Source organism: Mesorhizobium sp. WSM4842 (assembly GCF_055901575.1).
Genome location: NZ_CM148372.1, coordinates 6334015 through 6350026 on the forward strand (window position 1 = coordinate 6334015; position 16012 = coordinate 6350026).

Consider the following 16012-nt stretch of genomic DNA (forward strand, 5'->3'; position numbering starts at 1 on the left):
GCTGCACCGTGAGTGGCAGGCGTCACCAAGCGCTTGCCACTGCCGGAGACCTCGCGATGCGAACAGGCAGTGCAGTGGCCGCAACAGATTTCGTCAGGACTCATCAGACCCGGCGATGGTCCGTGCCGTCGCGCCGGACGCTGTCGACGACAGCGGTGATAATTCTCAGCCTGCTGCCGGCTTCTGTGATCGCTGGAGATCAGACCCCCGATTGGCGCCTGAACGCTCGAATCGTCGCCGTCGGGCTGCCCGACGTGGCCGGCGTGCGCGAGGTGGGGCGCTTTCATATCGGCGGGCCTATACCGGGAAATCCGGAATTCCTGATGGCGACGCGCGAAGGCCGGATGCTCGATCCGCTCAGGGTTCTCGTCGCCGTGGGCAGCAATTTCGGCGCACCGCCGGGCGATCCAGCATTTGAGGTCGGGGCGATCCTGTCCATCGATCCGCGCGCGGGCAAGTCCGGTGGCACCATTATCGTTCCGCAAGAGCTCAACAATGGAGATGCGAGGGTTCAGCTCTACACGGCACAGAGTGAACGGTTCCTCAATCAGCGGTACAATGCCGGGGCTCGAACCGCACGCCTCGCAGCTGCGTCCGGACCGCGATATATTTCGATCAACAACGCGTTCGGAAGGCCCTGGATCGCTAACGCGCCCAGCGGGATTAATGGCGAGGGCAGCGTCACGGTCGTCGACCCCGACGGTGCGCCGCTCGCCAACGCGCCAAGCCGCGAGGCCGGCGGCGTGTTCGCCGGCCGGCATACCGATCGCGAACAGACGCCGAAAGCACAGCCCAGCGGCTGGCTTGGCAAGCTGCTGAACTATCAGGCAAGCGGCCAGCTGACATCGGGCGGAATGCAGACGGGCGCGCTCGGAACGGCGTTTCTCGGTCCGTCACCGGACGGCAGCGGCTTTGCCGTATTCGCCGCGGTCACCGCCGATGGCGGCGTGGTTCAAATTCATGTCCAGGATGGCGTCGACGGCTTGGCCGGGCCCGGCACGGTAAACGCCGGCCAGGGCGCGGTGAGTGCCGGCCACGGCATCGGCGACGATCCCGGCGTCATCGGCATCGCCTTCAAGTGGAACCCGGACCGCGCTCTCTACATCGCCGATCCGGGCCGCGACCGGCTGGTGCTGCTTGAACTGGAAGACGACCGGCGGCATTTCACGGTCGCCAGGGCCCGCACGATCTCGCTGCCGGAATTCGACCGCCCGGTCGATGTAGCCGCCGCAATTCCCGAAATCGCCAATCCGCAGTTCTCGAGCCACACGACGCTGGCCGGCGGGTCCGATCTGTTCGTCGCCAACCGCGGCGACGGCTCATTGCTGCGCTTGAGCCAGGACGGCCGGCTTCTCGCCCGGGCGACGATCGAGGTTCCAGGGCTCGGCCCTTTGGGAGCCGATCGCCTACGCGCGATCGCGACGTCGGCGGACGCACAGCATATCTGGATAACGATTGGCGGCGAGGTTCCGGGATTTCCGGGCCACGAAGGGGCGCTCGTCGAGGTTGGGGCCTTCGATGAGCACGGCGCGGCGGCAGCGACGCAGGAGACACAGAGCGCTGCCGCCGACGCCGATCTTGCGGCGCGCGGAAAACAGGTGTTTCAGACCGATTTCACGCCGCGCATGGGCCTCGGCCCATTGTTCAATGCAACGTCCTGCGTGGCCTGCCATCCCGGCCCCGGCGGCGCGAGCACTGATGAAAGCCTCTTTGCGCGCAGGATAGCCCACATGGATCCGGTGTCTGGGCGCACGGTGCCGATCGACCATCCCAACAGTCCGGTCGCCAGGCGCTATACACTCGACGGGGGCGCCGGCAACGCGACCGTGCCGGCGGCGATGCCGCGCCAGGCCAACGTGATTTCGCTGCGCATGCCGCTCGCCCTCTACGGGATTGCTGGGATTGACGAGATACCCGACAGCGTCATCGAAGCGCAGGCTGTCAGCAAGGGCGACGGCATCAAAGGTCGCGCGCATCATGTCGTCGACGCCCAAGGCGCATCGCGGGTCGGCCGGTACGGCTGGAAGGCTGACATGGCCACCCTCGAAGATATGGTGGCGAGCGCTTTCGCAAACGAACTCGGCGTCACCGGCGCGAGCGTCGGCCGCGAGGCGGGCGCGCAGCCGATCGAAGGCGATCCCGCACAGATCGACGCGGTTGCCTCCTATCTGCGAGCGCTCCGCCTGCCCGATGGGGCAAAGCCATGAGCCTCGCCCTGACGCTCTCCCATGCGCCGGAAAAAGTGCGTCCGGTCTTGCCTGGCGTCATCGTTGCTGCCGCACTCGCCCTTGCGGCCGGCTGGATCGCCGGCGGACTGGGCGAGCCGCTGTCGCGCAACCCGGTCCTCGTCGCCATGCTCTTCGGGCTGCTGATCGGCAGCAGCTTCGCCTGTCCGGATGCCTTGCGCCCGGGGCTCGACTTCACCAAGCGCTATCTGTTGCGGCTCGCCGTGGTGCTGGTCGGCTTCCGTATTACGACGCGGCTGTTCCTGGATTTGGGGTTCATGCCGCTCGCGGTGGCTGCCGTCGAACTGATCCTGGTGCTGACGCTGCTCTACGCCATCGCGCGCAAGCTGTTCAGGCTCGACGCCGAGATCGCGCTGCTTGTCGCGGTCGGCAGCGCCGTCTGCGGCGCCGCGGCGATCCTCTCCATGGCCGCGCTCGTGCGTGCACGCGACCAGAGCGCCGGCATCGCCATCGCCTTGATCACGCTGAGCGGCACGGTGGCGTTGCTCGCCTATCCGGTCATGTTCCTGGGCGGTTGGCTGCCGCATCTCGACGACCGCCTCTATGGTGTGTTCGTCGGGGCGAGCATTTTCGAACTGGCGCAGGTCTACGGCGCCTCCTTCGCCATTTCCGATGGCGCGCTGAACACCGCCACGCTGGTCAAGCTCAGCAAAGTGCTGATGCTCGTCCCGCTTCTGCTGGCCGCCAGCCTGGTGTTTCGCAGCCGCAACAAGGCGCAAGAGGCCGCACCGATCCCGTTCCCGTGGTTCATCGTCGCGTTCATCGGCGTGGTGATGTTCAATTCGGAGATCACCCTCAATCCGCAACTGCGCCGCGTCATCCTCGATGTCGACCAATTCCTGTTCCTCATGGTGATGATCGCGCTCGGCATCACCACCCGGGTCGGCCGGCTCGGAGAGGCCGGCGGCGCCTGGCGCCTGGTCGGCGTGGGTTTCGTCGGGGTGGCTCTGTCGGCGGCCCTGGCCTATGGCGCATTGATCCCGTTCTCGGCGACCTTCCGGGCCGCATCACCTTCATCGAGCCAAAGTGCGATGCTCGGCAGCCATGGCGGACGGCTTTTCGCCTCGGTCGGTTGCGCCAAATGCCATGTGCCGGCGCTGGAGGGCATCAACGGCGAAGTCCAGCTCTACTCCGACCTTTTGCTGCACGACATGGGCCCGGCGCTCGACGACAAGATCGTCCAGGGCGACGCCGTCGGCGCCGAATGGCGGACCACGCCGCTCGTCGGCATCCGCCTGCGCCAACGTTACCTGCACGACGGCCGCGCGACCACGCTGCGCGATGCCGTCTTCGCCCATGGCGGCACGGCGCAGATCGTGCGCGACCGCTTCTTCGACCTGGAGGACACCGACCGCCAGGCGATCCTCGATTTCGTGGCGAAGCTATGATGCGGCTTCATCACGCCACCACCGTTTTTGATCGGCCGAACCGCCATGTATGAAGCCGTCATCGCAGAGCTGAACCATCTCTACGGACCCGATTTGCTGGCGCCGCTCGTCACCGACCTGTTTTGTGGAAACATAGCGCTGGTGTCCTCGTTCGGCGCGGAATCCGCGGTGCTGCTGCATATGGCGGCCTCGATCGACCGTTCGATCCCCGTGATTACGCTCGACACCGGAAAGCTGTTTTCGGAAACGATCGGCTATCGCGCTCGGCTGACAGCTCTGCTCGGCCTCACCGATCTGCGCGTCGTCACGCCTCAAGCGGATGTCTTGCGGGCGCTCGACGGCGCTGGATCGCTGCACCGCCGCGATCCGGACCGGTGCTGCCAGATCCGCAAGGTTCTGCCGCTCGAAAATGCGCTGACTGGCTTCAAGGCCTGGATTTCCGGTCGCAAGCGATATCATGGCGGGCTTCGCGCGGATGTTCCGACGCTCGAGGAAACTGACGGGCGTCTGAAGATCGATCCGCTTGCCCGCTTCACCCGCCAACAGATCGAGGCCTATCTCGATCGCCATGATCTTCCCCGGCATCCGCTCCTCGAAAAAGGCTACCTCTCGATCGGCTGCGCACCCTGCACGGTCGCGTGCGGCAGCGCGGACAATCCGCGCGCGGGCCGCTGGAGCGGACTGTCGAAGATGGAGTGCGGGATTCACCGGTCGCCCGCCGGCGCTCCCTCACACAATTCGGTCTCCTCCGCTTCCTGATTTCGCGATCGCAGGCATCCAGTCGACACCTAGAATTGGCCATTGCCGCTTCATCTGCGAACCCACTACGAATTGTCGCATGATTGCGCTACCCTAAGGTCAATCTGGGCGGCGGGACGGTCATGGCGGCACGACCGACGCTCGATGATTGGTCGAGCGGGAGCCCCCATGACCGCCCTGGACGCAGTTGAAGCCGATGCGAAGCGCCCGCTCTCGGGCACAGGCCGGATCGCCAAGCTTGCGGCGCCGCGCAGCGCCAGGATATTGAGGCGGAACCGCGTTCTCGAAGCGATCGACCTGAAATCGCGATCAACCATATGCTGGGTGGCGGCGCCGGCCGGCTACGGCAAGACGACGGCGGTCATCGACTATCTCGAAAGCGTCGAGGCACCGCATGTGTGGTTCCGCATCGACGAGGGCGACCAGGATATTGCGCGCTTCTTTCAATATCTGGCGCAGTCACTCGCCTCGGCCACGGACATGCCGGTGTTCGGCGTGGAGTATGCCGAGCAGCCGAAGGAGTTCGCCAGGCGCTTCTTCCGGGCTTATTTCGCGCGGTTGAAGCCCGGTACCATTCTGGTCCTGGACGATTTGCAGGACGCCGACACGCCCGAATTCCGGGCGGTGCTTTCCGTGATGTTCCGTGAGCTTCCTGACACGGTTCGCTGCATCTGCGTCTCGCGCACGCTGCCCCAGGACGAATTGGGCGACCTCGTTCTCAAGGGTCAAATGGCCGTCGTCGACCGGCGGGCGCTCGAATTCTCGACATCGGAAGCACGCGATTTCGTCAAGCTGCGTTCGAGGAACGGCGCCGTTTCAGTCGATGTCGAAGCGGCGCGCGGCTGGGCGATCGGGCTGGTTCTCCTCGCTGACCACGGCTCGGCGGTCGGACCTGACGACACAAACGGGACAGCACCCGGCGGGCAGAATGCGCTGTCGGACGTTCTCGGCCGTCATTTCTTCCTTTCCCTCCCCGCCGCCGACCAGGACATGCTGCTGAAACTCAATCTGCTGCCCGAAATCAGCGCCGAGCTGGCAGACGTTATGATCGGGTCGGGCGAAGCGGGAAAGCTGCTCGACAGGCTCTACAAGCGACAGTTGCTGGTCACGCGAACGGAAAACAGCCGCGGCGTCTTCCACCTGCACGACCTCTTGCGGGACTTCCTCGACCGACGCTTCGCGCAGCGTGTGCCGATTGAAGAGCAGAAGTCGCTCAAACAAAGGGCGGCAAAGGTCCTCGCGGACGCCGGTCGTTATGACGAAGCCATACACCTCGCCTTGCAGGCAGAGGACTGGGACCGGGCGAGCGGACTCATGCTGGGCCGGGCGGAGGCCATGCTGGCGCAGGGACATCGGACAACCTTCATCGAATGGGTCGGCCGGTTGCCGGAAGCTTTCATGAATGGCTGGCATTTCTATTGGCTGGGCGTGGCCCACATGCCGGACGACGCGGCGGCAGAGCACTGGCTGTCGAAGGCATGGCACGCCTTTGGCGAGGCCGACGATCAGCGCGGGCTTTGTCTTACGGTGTCGCGCGCGGTGCTGGTCAAGACAGACAGTTGGCGCACCTACGAGGGTCTTTCGGTCTGGACTCGCCGGGCGTTCGAAATCATCGAGCGCGGCCTGCCGGAACTGCCTTCAGAGGAAGCGATGCTGGTGCGCATCGGTATGGTGCGGGCGCTGAACTTCGGCGACGACTACTATGGCAACAGCCCGGCCGGACAAGCGCTGGAAACCGAACTCCTGCGGCGGTTGACCCGGAATCCCGAGCAGGATCCGAGCGGCTTGCGGCTGCTTGCCAGCGAATCCCTGATCGAGCATTCGGTATCGATCATGCGGGCCGATTTGTTCACGAAGGCCGTCGACAGCGTCGTTGACGATTTGAGCGACAAGGAGATGCTGCCTTGGGTCCTCGGCATGTGGCTGGTCGAGTTTGGCGCCAAGAGCGGGCGTTATTTTCCCTACAAGAGACGGGGTTTTCCCTATCCTTCGGCCGAAGCGGCGTTGCGGGAGGCGATCGCCATCGGCGAGCGCGAATCGCTCAAGGGCGTGGAGTTCGGTGGCCTCTATCACCTTCAGATGCAGATGAAGTTCCGCAACGATTTTGCCGAGTTCCAGCAGGTGGTTGAGCGCCTGGCCGAGATCGCTGACAGCCGTTTCAGCACGCAAGTCGCCGTCGTCGCCAATTGCTTCGCTACGCTTCATGCCAGGCAAGGCGATTTCGCGGCCGCCTATCAGGATTGCGAGCGTTTCATGGCGGCGAGCGAGGCGGCCAACGAGCCGATGGTCGAGCGCTGGGCACACTATATCACGAAGTTCCAGGTGCTGCTCGCCGACAGGAAGCCGCGCGAAGCCGCCACGTTTCTTGACGATTTGCTGCCGCGGCTGGACGGCGGCGCCCGCAAACGTACCGAGATATGCATTCTGGCAGCGGCCGCGCTGGAGAGCCTGTGGGACGGCGATCCGCACTATGGCGATCGGCTGAAGCTCTTCATGGAGGCGCTGCGCGACATCAGCTGGCCAATGGTGCTCCTCAATGTTCCGGAGTTGCTCGCCGACCTGCTTGGTGATGCGCTTGAGCGCGGCATCGAGCCCAAGCTTTGCCGGTCGCTGATCGGGGAACGCCGGCTGGACGTGCCGCAGCGGCGGCCCGCGGCCTGGCCATGGCCGCTCAAGGTCCACGTTCTCGGAGGCTTTCGGCTCGAACTAGACGGAAACCCTCTCCCTCTCGGCGCCAAGCCACCGACGAAGGCTCTCGATATACTGCGGGTACTGGCGATCTCGAAGGACAACACCTGCTCGCTGGAGACCCTTCAGGACTGGCTGTGGCCCGACCTCGACGGCGATCAGGCGCGGGCGGCCTGCGAGCAAGCGCTGCATCGGCTGCGCAAGCTGCTCGGGCGGATCGACCTCATCGTCCAGCGCGAAGGCAAGCTTCGCCTCGCATCGGACAAGGTCTGGGTCGACCTCGCCGACTGGGATGCACGGCTCAAAGCCATCACGACAACCAATGGCGGGCCGTCGGGACTGCGCCCGGAAGCGGAAGCGCTCTTCCTTGCATTCCCCGGTCCGCTGTTTCTGCACGAGCGAGCCAGCTTCTGGTCGCTCGCCGCCGCTGAAAAAGTGCGTCGCGATCTGATCGATCTCGCCTTGCGGATCGGCCAGCGGCTGGAGGCGACCAACGCCCATGAAGCGCGCTCGATTTATCTGAGGACGTTGGACCTCTATCCGGATGCCGGACCCGTTTGCAAGGCGCTGATCAAGGAGCGGCTGTCGCGCCATGATTTCGAATGTGCGATCGACGATTATGCGCGCTACGAACGGGCGCTGCGTGCTGCCGGAGAAGCGGCGCCTGTGGAAATACGCGCCTTGGTCGACCCCTATCTTGTGCGGCACACGCGCTGAAGTCGACATGCCGCGCTGTCTCACGAAATCCTGGGCTATCGAGGGTCTGGCGGTCATCACTCAAGCTCCGTTCAGGATGTTTGCGGCCAGGAGAAGGGCTGCCAGGATCAGAACGAGACCGGCGATCGCGTCCATCCGCCTGCGGTAGATCGGGCGGTCGAAGCGACGCGACAGGCTCACCCCGGCCAGGCTCCAGCCATAGAACTTGATTGCGGAAGCCGTGAGGAACCCGGCTGCGAACCCCGCCTGTTCCTCGCTGCCGTAGCTGAACGAGAGAACGCCGACGAGAAACATCGCCTCGAGCCAAACCAGAGGATTGAGCCAGGTGACGGCAAGCATCGACCCGATCGCCCGAGATCGGGACTTGCCACCTGTTGTGGCAGCTGCCGTCCTGCGTTTGCGGCTGATGTTGAGCAAGGTGCGCGCGCCCCACCAGGCGAGGAATACGGCGCATACCGCCTGCAGGACACCGGAGATTGCGGGATGGTGCGTCAGCAGCGTTCCAAGCCCGCCGATTCCCATGGTCACCAAAGCGATTTCCGAGACGTAACCGGTGGAAGCGACCGCAAGGGGGTGGCTGCGCGTCAGTCCCGCCTGGATCAGCATGAGGTTCTGGGGGCCGAGGGAAAAGATAAGCCCGAGGCCGAACACGAAGCCGGACGCTGCCGGCGACAACAGGGCGTCGGCTGTCATGTGACGCCACCTGGCTTTTTCGGTCCCGCACCCTTCTGCATCTGCCGCCTCCCACGCGACGCAGTGTGGAAGGCAGGCGCATATGGATCGCTTACGGCAAAGCCGGCAGCCCCAGTTCATGGTTCGACGACCACAGCTGATTTGCCGAAATCGCACGAAAAAAATGGCCGGGCTCGAATACGGCCCGGCCAAAAGAAGGTTACAACCTTCAGAGGGGAACGCCGTTCAACGGAATGGGAGGAAACCGTCGAACGGTCTTACCTGTTTGAGCTTGTTTGGGCGCGCTGGCGACGAACCAAATTCCAAAAGCCGGCGGGATAACGAAAATTCCTGTTCTATTGCTCTGACGTCTTCAGACGGGCGACGCCCCCGTCTCAAGGAGATCTGCATAGTGCCGGCGCGCCACGTCAGGATGCGAGCGCAAGCGACTTTTCAGCACGTTGGTGCCGACATCGCGAAACAGCGGATTGTCCGGATCGCTCGCCGGTCCGCGCGCCTCGGCAGCCAGTTCTTCAGGCAGGGTGAGCAAGGGGATCGTCGCATCGAGCCGGGCGCTGAAGAAGAACGGAACGGAAATCCGCTCGACACCGGCCGGCGGCGTGACGACATGGTGGACCGTCGCCCTGAGATAACCGTTCGATGCCAGTTCGAGGAGCTCGCCGATGTTTACTACCAGCGTTCCGGGGATGGGATCCACATTCACCCAGCTTCCGTCGTATTCGACCTGCAGCCCCCTGTTGTCGTCCTGAAGCAGGAGCGTCAGGAAACCGCCGTCCTTGTGTGCGCCGACGCCCTGGTCGCCGCCGGTTGCGCCGCGTCCGGGATAGCGCACGATCTTCATGCGATGGTTGGGCTCACCGCTATAGACCGGATCGAAAGCATCCTCGGCTTGGTCGAGCGACAGCGCGAAAGCCTTCAGCAGGCGGATCGCCACCGCCGTCGCCCTGGTCTGCCATGCCAGCAGCGCCGGCTTGAGTTCCGGCAGGACCGAAGGCCACTGGTTCGGCCCTTGCAGCCGCGTCCAGGCAGGAATGCGCGGCCCCTGTGGTATGGGTCGACGCTCGACGCCGATGTCGAGCTGTTCGCGCCAATCGGCCTTGCCCTTGGTCAGTTCGCCACCGGTGCGCGTGTAGCCGCGGAATTGCGGGGACTTGACCATTTCGATGGCCAGCTTGTCGGTTTCCGGCAAGGCAAAGAACCGGCGCGAGGCGTCGAGCACCTGGTCGATCTCCACAGCCGAAATTCCGTGGCCGCTGAGATAGAAGAAGCCGACATCGCGGGCCGCCGTGCGCAGGTCGAACAGAAAGGTCCGACGCTCCGACGCGCCCTGTTCGAGACGGCTGAGATCGAGCACGGGTACAATCCTGGCCATGGTCAACCTCCTCCTGCCTCAGGCTTGGATCAGGCCTCTACGGTGACACGCAGGTCGTTGCGATCAAAGCAACGGTCGATCCAATCTCGATGCCAATGGGAGAAAGTCAGCGCTGCGTTTGGCGGCCGGCAGGCAAATAACGTCCGAACGGGTGTTCCATGGCCCGAAGGCATCATGGCAACCATATGCACGAATTGCAGTCCGGCTGAGACTCAGAAATTTTCGACCCACGGCCTGAGTTCGAGCTCCCAAGTCCAGGCGCTGCGATGCTGCCGGTGGATTGCGAGATAGGTTTCGGCGATCGCGTCAGGAGACAGCCGGCGATCCTGCCGGTCGGGTTCGCTGGCCTGTTCGGGCCTATTCTGTCGGGGCTCGTTCGGCGCGATCACACCGTCGATGATGAAATGCGCGACATGGATGTTTTTCGGCGCAAGTTCGCGGGCCATGGATTGGGCCAGTCCGCGCAGGCCGAACTTTGGCATGGCAAAGCCGGCCGAACCCGGAAACCCTTTGATGCTGGCAGTGGCGCCGGTGAACAGGATCGAGCCGGAGCCGCGGGAAAGCAACCGGCGCGCGGCCTGCTGGCCGACCAGGAACCCGCCATAGGCGCCGACCAGCAATGCCTGTCTGACCGCTTCGGGTTCGAGGTCGGCGATCGGTCCGCGGGCGCGGCCGCTGGCGTTGAAAACCACAAGCGACAGAGGACCGGCCTTGTCGGCGACGTCAAACAGGTTTTCGACCGACGCGACATCGGCAACGTCCGTCTCGACCGCCAACGCTCCGGTCTCGTCGACCAGCGCGCTCAGCTTGCCGACGTCGCGGGCAGCCAGGACCACGCGGAAGCCCTCCTTGGCGAGAAGACGTGCAAGCGAGGCGCTCAGCCCCGGCCCTGCTCCAGCGATAATTGCCACGTCCGATGTCATGGAGCTTCTCCTTTACGGATTCTGGTATGGTACGGATTCTAGTGCGGCGATTCAGGTCCTACCACTCGTGTTTCCGAGGTAGACCGTCGCCAGATCGTAAAAAACGGATTTCGAGCCGACATAAAATATGTCCGCCGAGACGAGGGCCGGTCGGCCGATCAAGGGTCGACTTGCAGCCCGCCATTACGGCAAAGTTGCCGCTGGTGCGCGCACATTGAGCAATGCCAGGCGATCGGCTGAGCAAGCTCGCCTGCAATCTCGTAGCGCACGCCGCCGCAGAGACAACGTCCCGTCGCCATCCGGTCCTCCGTGATCCGCCGCAATCGAGTAGTGCGGTTGGATCGTTATGACATCGAGGGTTTCGGCGCCAGCACAGCCGCTGGTGTGGTGAATGGCCCCTGCGTAGCGAAAAGGACAATGCCCGCATCGCGCACGAGGTCGATGCGGACCGCTTCTTCAAACTGATGTCCGATCTGCTGCGGGATTAGGGCGAATTCGAACGGCACCCTCCTGATCTTGCGTGGATCGCAGAGGGGCGGCGCTACCGACTTGAAGGATCGGTGCGCGCACCCGCCGACGGCGCGCGATTTCGACGCCATCGGCGGCTTCCTGTGCCTCACCCCACTGCCCTCTTCCTTCGGATCAGGAAGGCGTGAATGATCTTGGGAAAGTCTTCCACGCTGCGAGCCCAACTCTATGCGTGCCGGCGGGTACGCAAATCGGTGCCATCACCCATTTTTGGGCGGCCGGTTTCCCAGTTTTCGCGGGCGTGTTCTTGCTTTTGCGGGAATTACCTACTTTTCGTGCGGTTCCAGGCGATAGGCGCCCGTCGGGAACGACGCGTTTTTGTATGCAGCGGTATCGCCATGCAGTCCGCGGTGGCTCCGATGCCCACGGCGCTTACGAAACCGAGCAGGATGATGGAAATGCAGCAAACAGCGTTGATCGCGAGCGCCGTCACCATCTGCCAGTCCCGCACCGCTACGAGGGTGTAGGCGACAATGGAAAGATGCGATGCGGCGAAAAGGCTCCAGGTCCAATAAGAGACCGCAGTCGCACCGAGCGGCCGCCCATTACCGGCTCACCGGTCGAGAGCATCCTGGATCGATGCTTGTTCCATCGGATCGGCCATCGGAGTGGCAGCGGGCTCGCTCACGAGAACCGTGGCGCCGTCTCGCATAATCTCGAAATCGAGAGATGGCTGGCCGACGGCTTGAGGCAAGGAGATCACCATGTTTTGCCCCGGTCCGAGCGTGGAGACGAACCGCATCGGCTGCGCATCGGCCCCTGAAGCCAGGGTCGCAATGACCCGGTAGCCGTCCTGCTCGACCGTGTAGTAGACGACGCCTTTGACGTGGCCGAAATGGATGCTGTGGCCGTTCCCCGGCGCAAGTTCCGAAGCCGCGGCCACGATCGTGGTGGCGAGCAAGACCGTCGCAAATGCGGTAGAATATCTGATCATTGCTATTCTCTCCGATTGGCGAGCTCATGGACTGCTTCGCAGTCTGTTCCAAACTCACAAGCGCAACCTATGCGCGGGGGCATTCGCGCACATCGGTACGGTCACCTAGTTTCCCGGCAGCTGATCTCCTAGTTTTTCACGGGCTTGCCTAGTTTTCACGGACTTGCAGCGCAACTGCCGACGGCAAAAGCCAGGGCTCGCCGCGAAGGCGGAGCAGAATTTCCATCCGGTTTGCTGCGTTGAATTTGCCGAGCACGGCGGAGACCTGGTGCTCGATTGTCCGCGGCGAGCGCGACAGACGCCGTGCCGCCTCCTTGTTGCCCAAACCTTGAGCGATCATTGTGAGTACCTGTTGTTCTTGCCTCGTCAGGCCCAGTGGATGCTGCCTAGCCACGGTGTACGGCCCCCGGCGCTGCTTCGGCAGCTGATTGGCAGCTCCGATGCGCTGCGCCAGCTTTCGCGCCAGCGCTGCCGCGGGGCGCGCTTCGACGCCCTCGAATGTAGCCACGGCGCGAGCCAGCGCCGCGCCGGCATCGGTTCCGCGGACCTGCATGAGGGCGAGCGCTGACTCATAGGGAAGACCCAGGCGGGACCATTCTGCCGAGGCCGCCGTCGGGTCGCCGCGGAGTTCCAATGCTTGCGGCAAAGGAATAATGCGGCCGGCCGGCACCGGCAGCGATCCCGCCATTCCGCAGCGCTGCCACCAGACTGCCAGTTCACCGACGTCCCAGGGACGGAAATTGTCGAGGTCCATTTCGGTGAGGGCCGTCAGCTGCTCGTGACCGGCGCCGGGCTCCTCGGCAAGCCAGGCGGCCTCGGCCAGCGCCAAGCGAACCGGTATGACGCGTTGAGCCTCGCCGGTCGTCAGACCCTCCTGGAGCGCCTGCTCCAGCAGGGCCGCGCCACTGGGTTCACCCAGCCGGATCCGCGCCCTGCCGAGTTCTGTCAGAGCCGGCAGGTGCATCACCATCGGCAGGCGTTCCAGATTCATGACGCCTTGGGCAATCGTCTCGGCCTCGCGAAAGCGGCCCTGCTCGGTACGAAGCTGTGCCTGCCGGCCGAGCAGGTATTGCGCAGCCGAATCGAGGTCGTGCCTGGCGCAATACGCAATCCCTTCCGCGAGCAGCCGTTCGGCCAAGGCGAAGTCCTTGGCCACTACCGCGCATTCGGCGAAGTTCGTATAGGCTCGCGACGCATGGTCGTGAAACCCGTGATCGAGCGCCAGGGAAAGGCTTTCCTCCAACCGCTCACGCCCGCCCGGGCGGTCGGCGAACATCAGCGCTGTGCCGACATTGTTCAGGGCGTGGACGCGTGTCTCGACCTCACCCAACCGGTCCGCCAGGCTGATCGCGCGCTCGCCCCATTCGATCGCCTCGTTGAAGCGATAATGCAGCATGTGTAGCTGCGAGCGCGTGCTGTAGGCCATCGCCAGTTCCGGCCCAGGCGGCAGGTTCTCCACTTCACGCACTGCCTGATCCGCGTAGTCTTCCGCCTCCTGACCCTCTCCGCGGCGCCAGTGGAGACGCGACAGCCAGCGCAGATTGGCCCCGACCTTGTCGATGCGCCCAAGCTCCCGCCAGATCGCAATGGCGCGATGCCGCGCCTCGATGATTTCATCGTAGACGAACAGTGACAGGCCCGCCTCGTAGGCCCAGTCTTCACAAAGCTGGGCAGCCAGCGCCGACGGAGCCTCTGAAACGTATCGGAGTGCGGTCGCCAGATGTGAAGCCGCCTCTCTATGCGCGCCCAGACGCGCGGCCTGCTCGGCGGCCTGCGGCGCGAGCTCCAGGACGCGTTCGCCGTTGTCGGCGCCGCCGGCATGGTGTACCCGTCGCGACAGTAGAGCGCTTGCCTGCGCCGCCGGAAGTTCGGAGAGTGCCGCTTCGACTTTCGCATGCAGCGACCGTTGGAGAGACGGAGCGAGGCGGTCGAGCGTCGCTTCCCTGGCAAGCTCGTGGCGAAACGTCAGCGCGCCTTGAACATCCCGCCGCAGCAATCCCCGTCCCACGCACTGATCCACGAGAACTTCGGTCTCGTCCCCGAGAAGTGCCCGGATCAGCCACGGCTCAACGCTGCCCGGCATGATGCTCATGACCTCCAGCACCTCGCGCTCTCCTGGGGTCAGGCGCGACAAGCGCGACCAGACCGCATCGCGTATGGAATCGGGCACGCGCCCCGATTCGATCTCACTGCTAGACAGGAGTTCGGTGACGAAGAAGGGATTGCCCTCGGTAATGCGATAAAGCCCGTCGGCGGAGCGGCCGGCCCGCTCGGCCAGCACCGTCACCGCCTGGGAAGACAGCGGTTCCAGGGTCACGCGGCTCACCGAGGCGGACGGAAGGTCGCCGAGCACGTGGGTCAGAGGATGATCGGCACTTATCTCGTCTCTGCGCATGCTGAGCACCAGCATCGTGCGAAGCAGGGAGACGCGGCGACCGAGGTATCTTACCAGGTCAAGTGTCGCATTGTCGGCCCATTGCATGTCCTCGAAGACGAGCACGGTCGTGCTCTTGGTGTGCTGAAGCGCATTCAACAACGCCGGAAAAAGCCGCTCCGGCGCCGCGGTCTCCTCGAGCAGCTCCGCCACGCGGGGGTCTAGCAGGTGCGCCATGTCCTGAAGAGGACCGAGCGGGCGCGGTGTGAAGAGCGCCTCGCACCAGCCCCACAGCATCCGGTAATTCCTGTCCGCGTTTTCCGCGAATTCGCGCAGGAGGGAAGTCTTGCCGACGCCCGCTTCGCCGTCCACCAGCACGGTCCCGCCGTGTCCGGCCGCAGCTCTCTCGGCGCTAGCCAACAAAGTTCCAAGCGGCCCCTCTCGCTCAAGCAGCATAAAAGCTCACGCCTCCTTAACCTTGAAGGTACAGCAGTAAGCCTCGAGTGCAACAACGTCATTTCACGCGGATTGATTGGAATGACGGCTTTCGTCTATTTCGTCTTCGATCGCATCGTGGATGGCTGCCGACGGCGCGAACGCCGTCGGCTAGGCAGATAGTGTAGAAAGACCTGCTGCCGATGAAGATGACATCCTCGACCCGTCCCACCGCCGATTGCGTGGTGTCGTTGTCCCGGTTGAAGCGGAAGGATTCCGGTCGGATTGAGACGATCACCTTGCCGCCTATTCGCCTGTCGGAACGATGCTGCTGTGAAAGCGGCGCCCCGATCCGGTGCCACGACGCATCAGTCATGGAGTTCCCTCGAGATCGCCGGGCCGACCGAAAAATCGCTGAATGTGACTTCGAAACCTTCACGTTGCGGCGAACAGCACATCATGCCGATATCGACTGTTTTCGAGGGCGGGAAGTAGGCGAGCCGCACCGGCTTCCAGTGATGGTCGGAGGCATCAAGATACTGAACACGGATGGTCCCGGCATGGCGGGTCAGCCGGATCCTGACGCCGTCCGGACCAGCCGGGATGCTGACCAACGACCAGTCGGAAGCATCATTGGTGACGACGACGGAAAAATATGCCAGCCCGTCGGTGAACTCGATGCCGGCCTTGACCCAGTGCGTCTCGCTCAGCCGGACCATCAAACCGGCCTGATCATAGAGCACCTTGTAGTCCCCCTTGACGGTGACCTCGGCGCTGAAGTCGCCCTCGACCTGCCGGTAGAGGAAGTGGCCATTGTCGCGCCAGAAGCCATAAAACGTCTCGCGCCAGAAATCGGTCTCCTTGCCGGTCCGCACATGCACGGAGCTGTCGCCGAAAGCATGATGCGGTGGCGGGTTGAGCCAGGTCAGTTCTGCATTCTGAGATGTCATCGACT

At 64.0% G+C, this 16012-nt stretch carries 13 protein-coding genes; 4 read left to right on the forward strand and 9 right to left on the reverse strand.

Annotated features, from left to right (window positions below; translation table 11 throughout):
• Window positions 1–122: 122 nt before the first annotated feature.
• From AC0NIE_RS30690 to AC0NIE_RS30705, 4 genes are all read left to right on the forward strand, one after another.
• Complete coding sequence (locus AC0NIE_RS30690) at window positions 123–2207, forward strand: hypothetical protein (RefSeq protein WP_473486108.1); 2085 nt, start codon at window positions 123–125, stop codon at window positions 2205–2207.
• The gene (locus AC0NIE_RS30695) at window positions 2204–3634 is read left to right on the forward strand and encodes a YeiH family protein (RefSeq protein WP_473486109.1); all 1431 of its coding nucleotides are present in this window, start codon (window positions 2204–2206) and stop codon (window positions 3632–3634) included. Before AC0NIE_RS30690 ends, AC0NIE_RS30695 begins: the two co-directional genes overlap by 4 nt.
• Window positions 3635–3679: 45 nt before the next feature.
• On the forward strand, window positions 3680–4393 hold the full coding sequence (locus AC0NIE_RS30700; protein WP_473486110.1) for a phosphoadenylyl-sulfate reductase: 714 nt from the start codon (window positions 3680–3682) through the stop codon (window positions 4391–4393).
• A 168-nt stretch (window positions 4394–4561) separates the two neighbouring features.
• A complete protein-coding gene (locus tag AC0NIE_RS30705; RefSeq protein ID WP_473486111.1) occupies window positions 4562–7798 on the forward strand; it encodes a winged helix-turn-helix domain-containing protein in 3237 nt (1078 codons plus the stop codon).
• Between the two features lie 60 nt (window positions 7799–7858).
• On the opposite strand, the gene AC0NIE_RS30710 is transcribed toward AC0NIE_RS30705, so the two are convergent.
• From AC0NIE_RS30710 to AC0NIE_RS30750, 9 genes are all read right to left on the reverse strand, one after another.
• Window positions 7859–8491 (reverse strand): LysE/ArgO family amino acid transporter, encoded by a 633-nt coding sequence (locus AC0NIE_RS30710; RefSeq protein ID WP_473486112.1) that lies wholly within the window; start codon window positions 8489–8491, stop codon window positions 7859–7861.
• Window positions 8492–8843: 352 nt separating this feature from the next.
• The gene (locus tag AC0NIE_RS30715) at window positions 8844–9863 is read right to left on the reverse strand and encodes an isopenicillin N synthase family dioxygenase (protein ID WP_473486113.1); all 1020 of its coding nucleotides are present in this window, start codon (window positions 9861–9863) and stop codon (window positions 8844–8846) included.
• A 212-nt stretch (window positions 9864–10075) separates the two neighbouring features.
• Window positions 10076–10786 carry an SDR family NAD(P)-dependent oxidoreductase gene (locus AC0NIE_RS30720; RefSeq protein ID WP_473486114.1) on the reverse strand — a complete coding sequence of 237 codons (711 nt, stop codon included), beginning with the start codon at window positions 10784–10786 and terminating at the stop codon, window positions 10076–10078.
• Between the two features lie 158 nt (window positions 10787–10944).
• Window positions 10945–11085, reverse strand: a complete 141-nt coding sequence (locus AC0NIE_RS30725; RefSeq protein ID WP_473486115.1) for a GFA family protein — start codon at window positions 11083–11085, stop codon at window positions 10945–10947.
• A gap of 45 nt (window positions 11086–11130) precedes the next feature.
• On the reverse strand, window positions 11131–11385 hold the full coding sequence (locus AC0NIE_RS30730; protein ID WP_473486116.1) for a hypothetical protein: 255 nt from the start codon (window positions 11383–11385) through the stop codon (window positions 11131–11133).
• Between the two features lie 482 nt (window positions 11386–11867).
• A complete protein-coding gene (locus AC0NIE_RS30735) occupies window positions 11868–12248 on the reverse strand; it encodes a hypothetical protein (protein ID WP_473486117.1) in 381 nt (126 codons plus the stop codon).
• A 148-nt stretch (window positions 12249–12396) separates the two neighbouring features.
• Complete coding sequence (locus AC0NIE_RS30740) at window positions 12397–15078, reverse strand: ATP-binding protein (protein WP_473486118.1); 2682 nt, start codon at window positions 15076–15078, stop codon at window positions 12397–12399.
• A gap of 58 nt (window positions 15079–15136) precedes the next feature.
• Complete coding sequence (locus AC0NIE_RS30745) at window positions 15137–15433, reverse strand: TOBE domain-containing protein (RefSeq protein WP_473486119.1); 297 nt, start codon at window positions 15431–15433, stop codon at window positions 15137–15139.
• Window positions 15426–16007: a DUF1349 domain-containing protein gene (locus AC0NIE_RS30750; protein WP_123146829.1), complete on the reverse strand. Its 582-nt coding sequence runs from the start codon at window positions 16005–16007 to the stop codon at window positions 15426–15428. Before AC0NIE_RS30750 ends, AC0NIE_RS30745 begins: the two co-directional genes overlap by 8 nt.
• Between the last annotated feature and the right edge of the window lie 5 nt (window positions 16008–16012).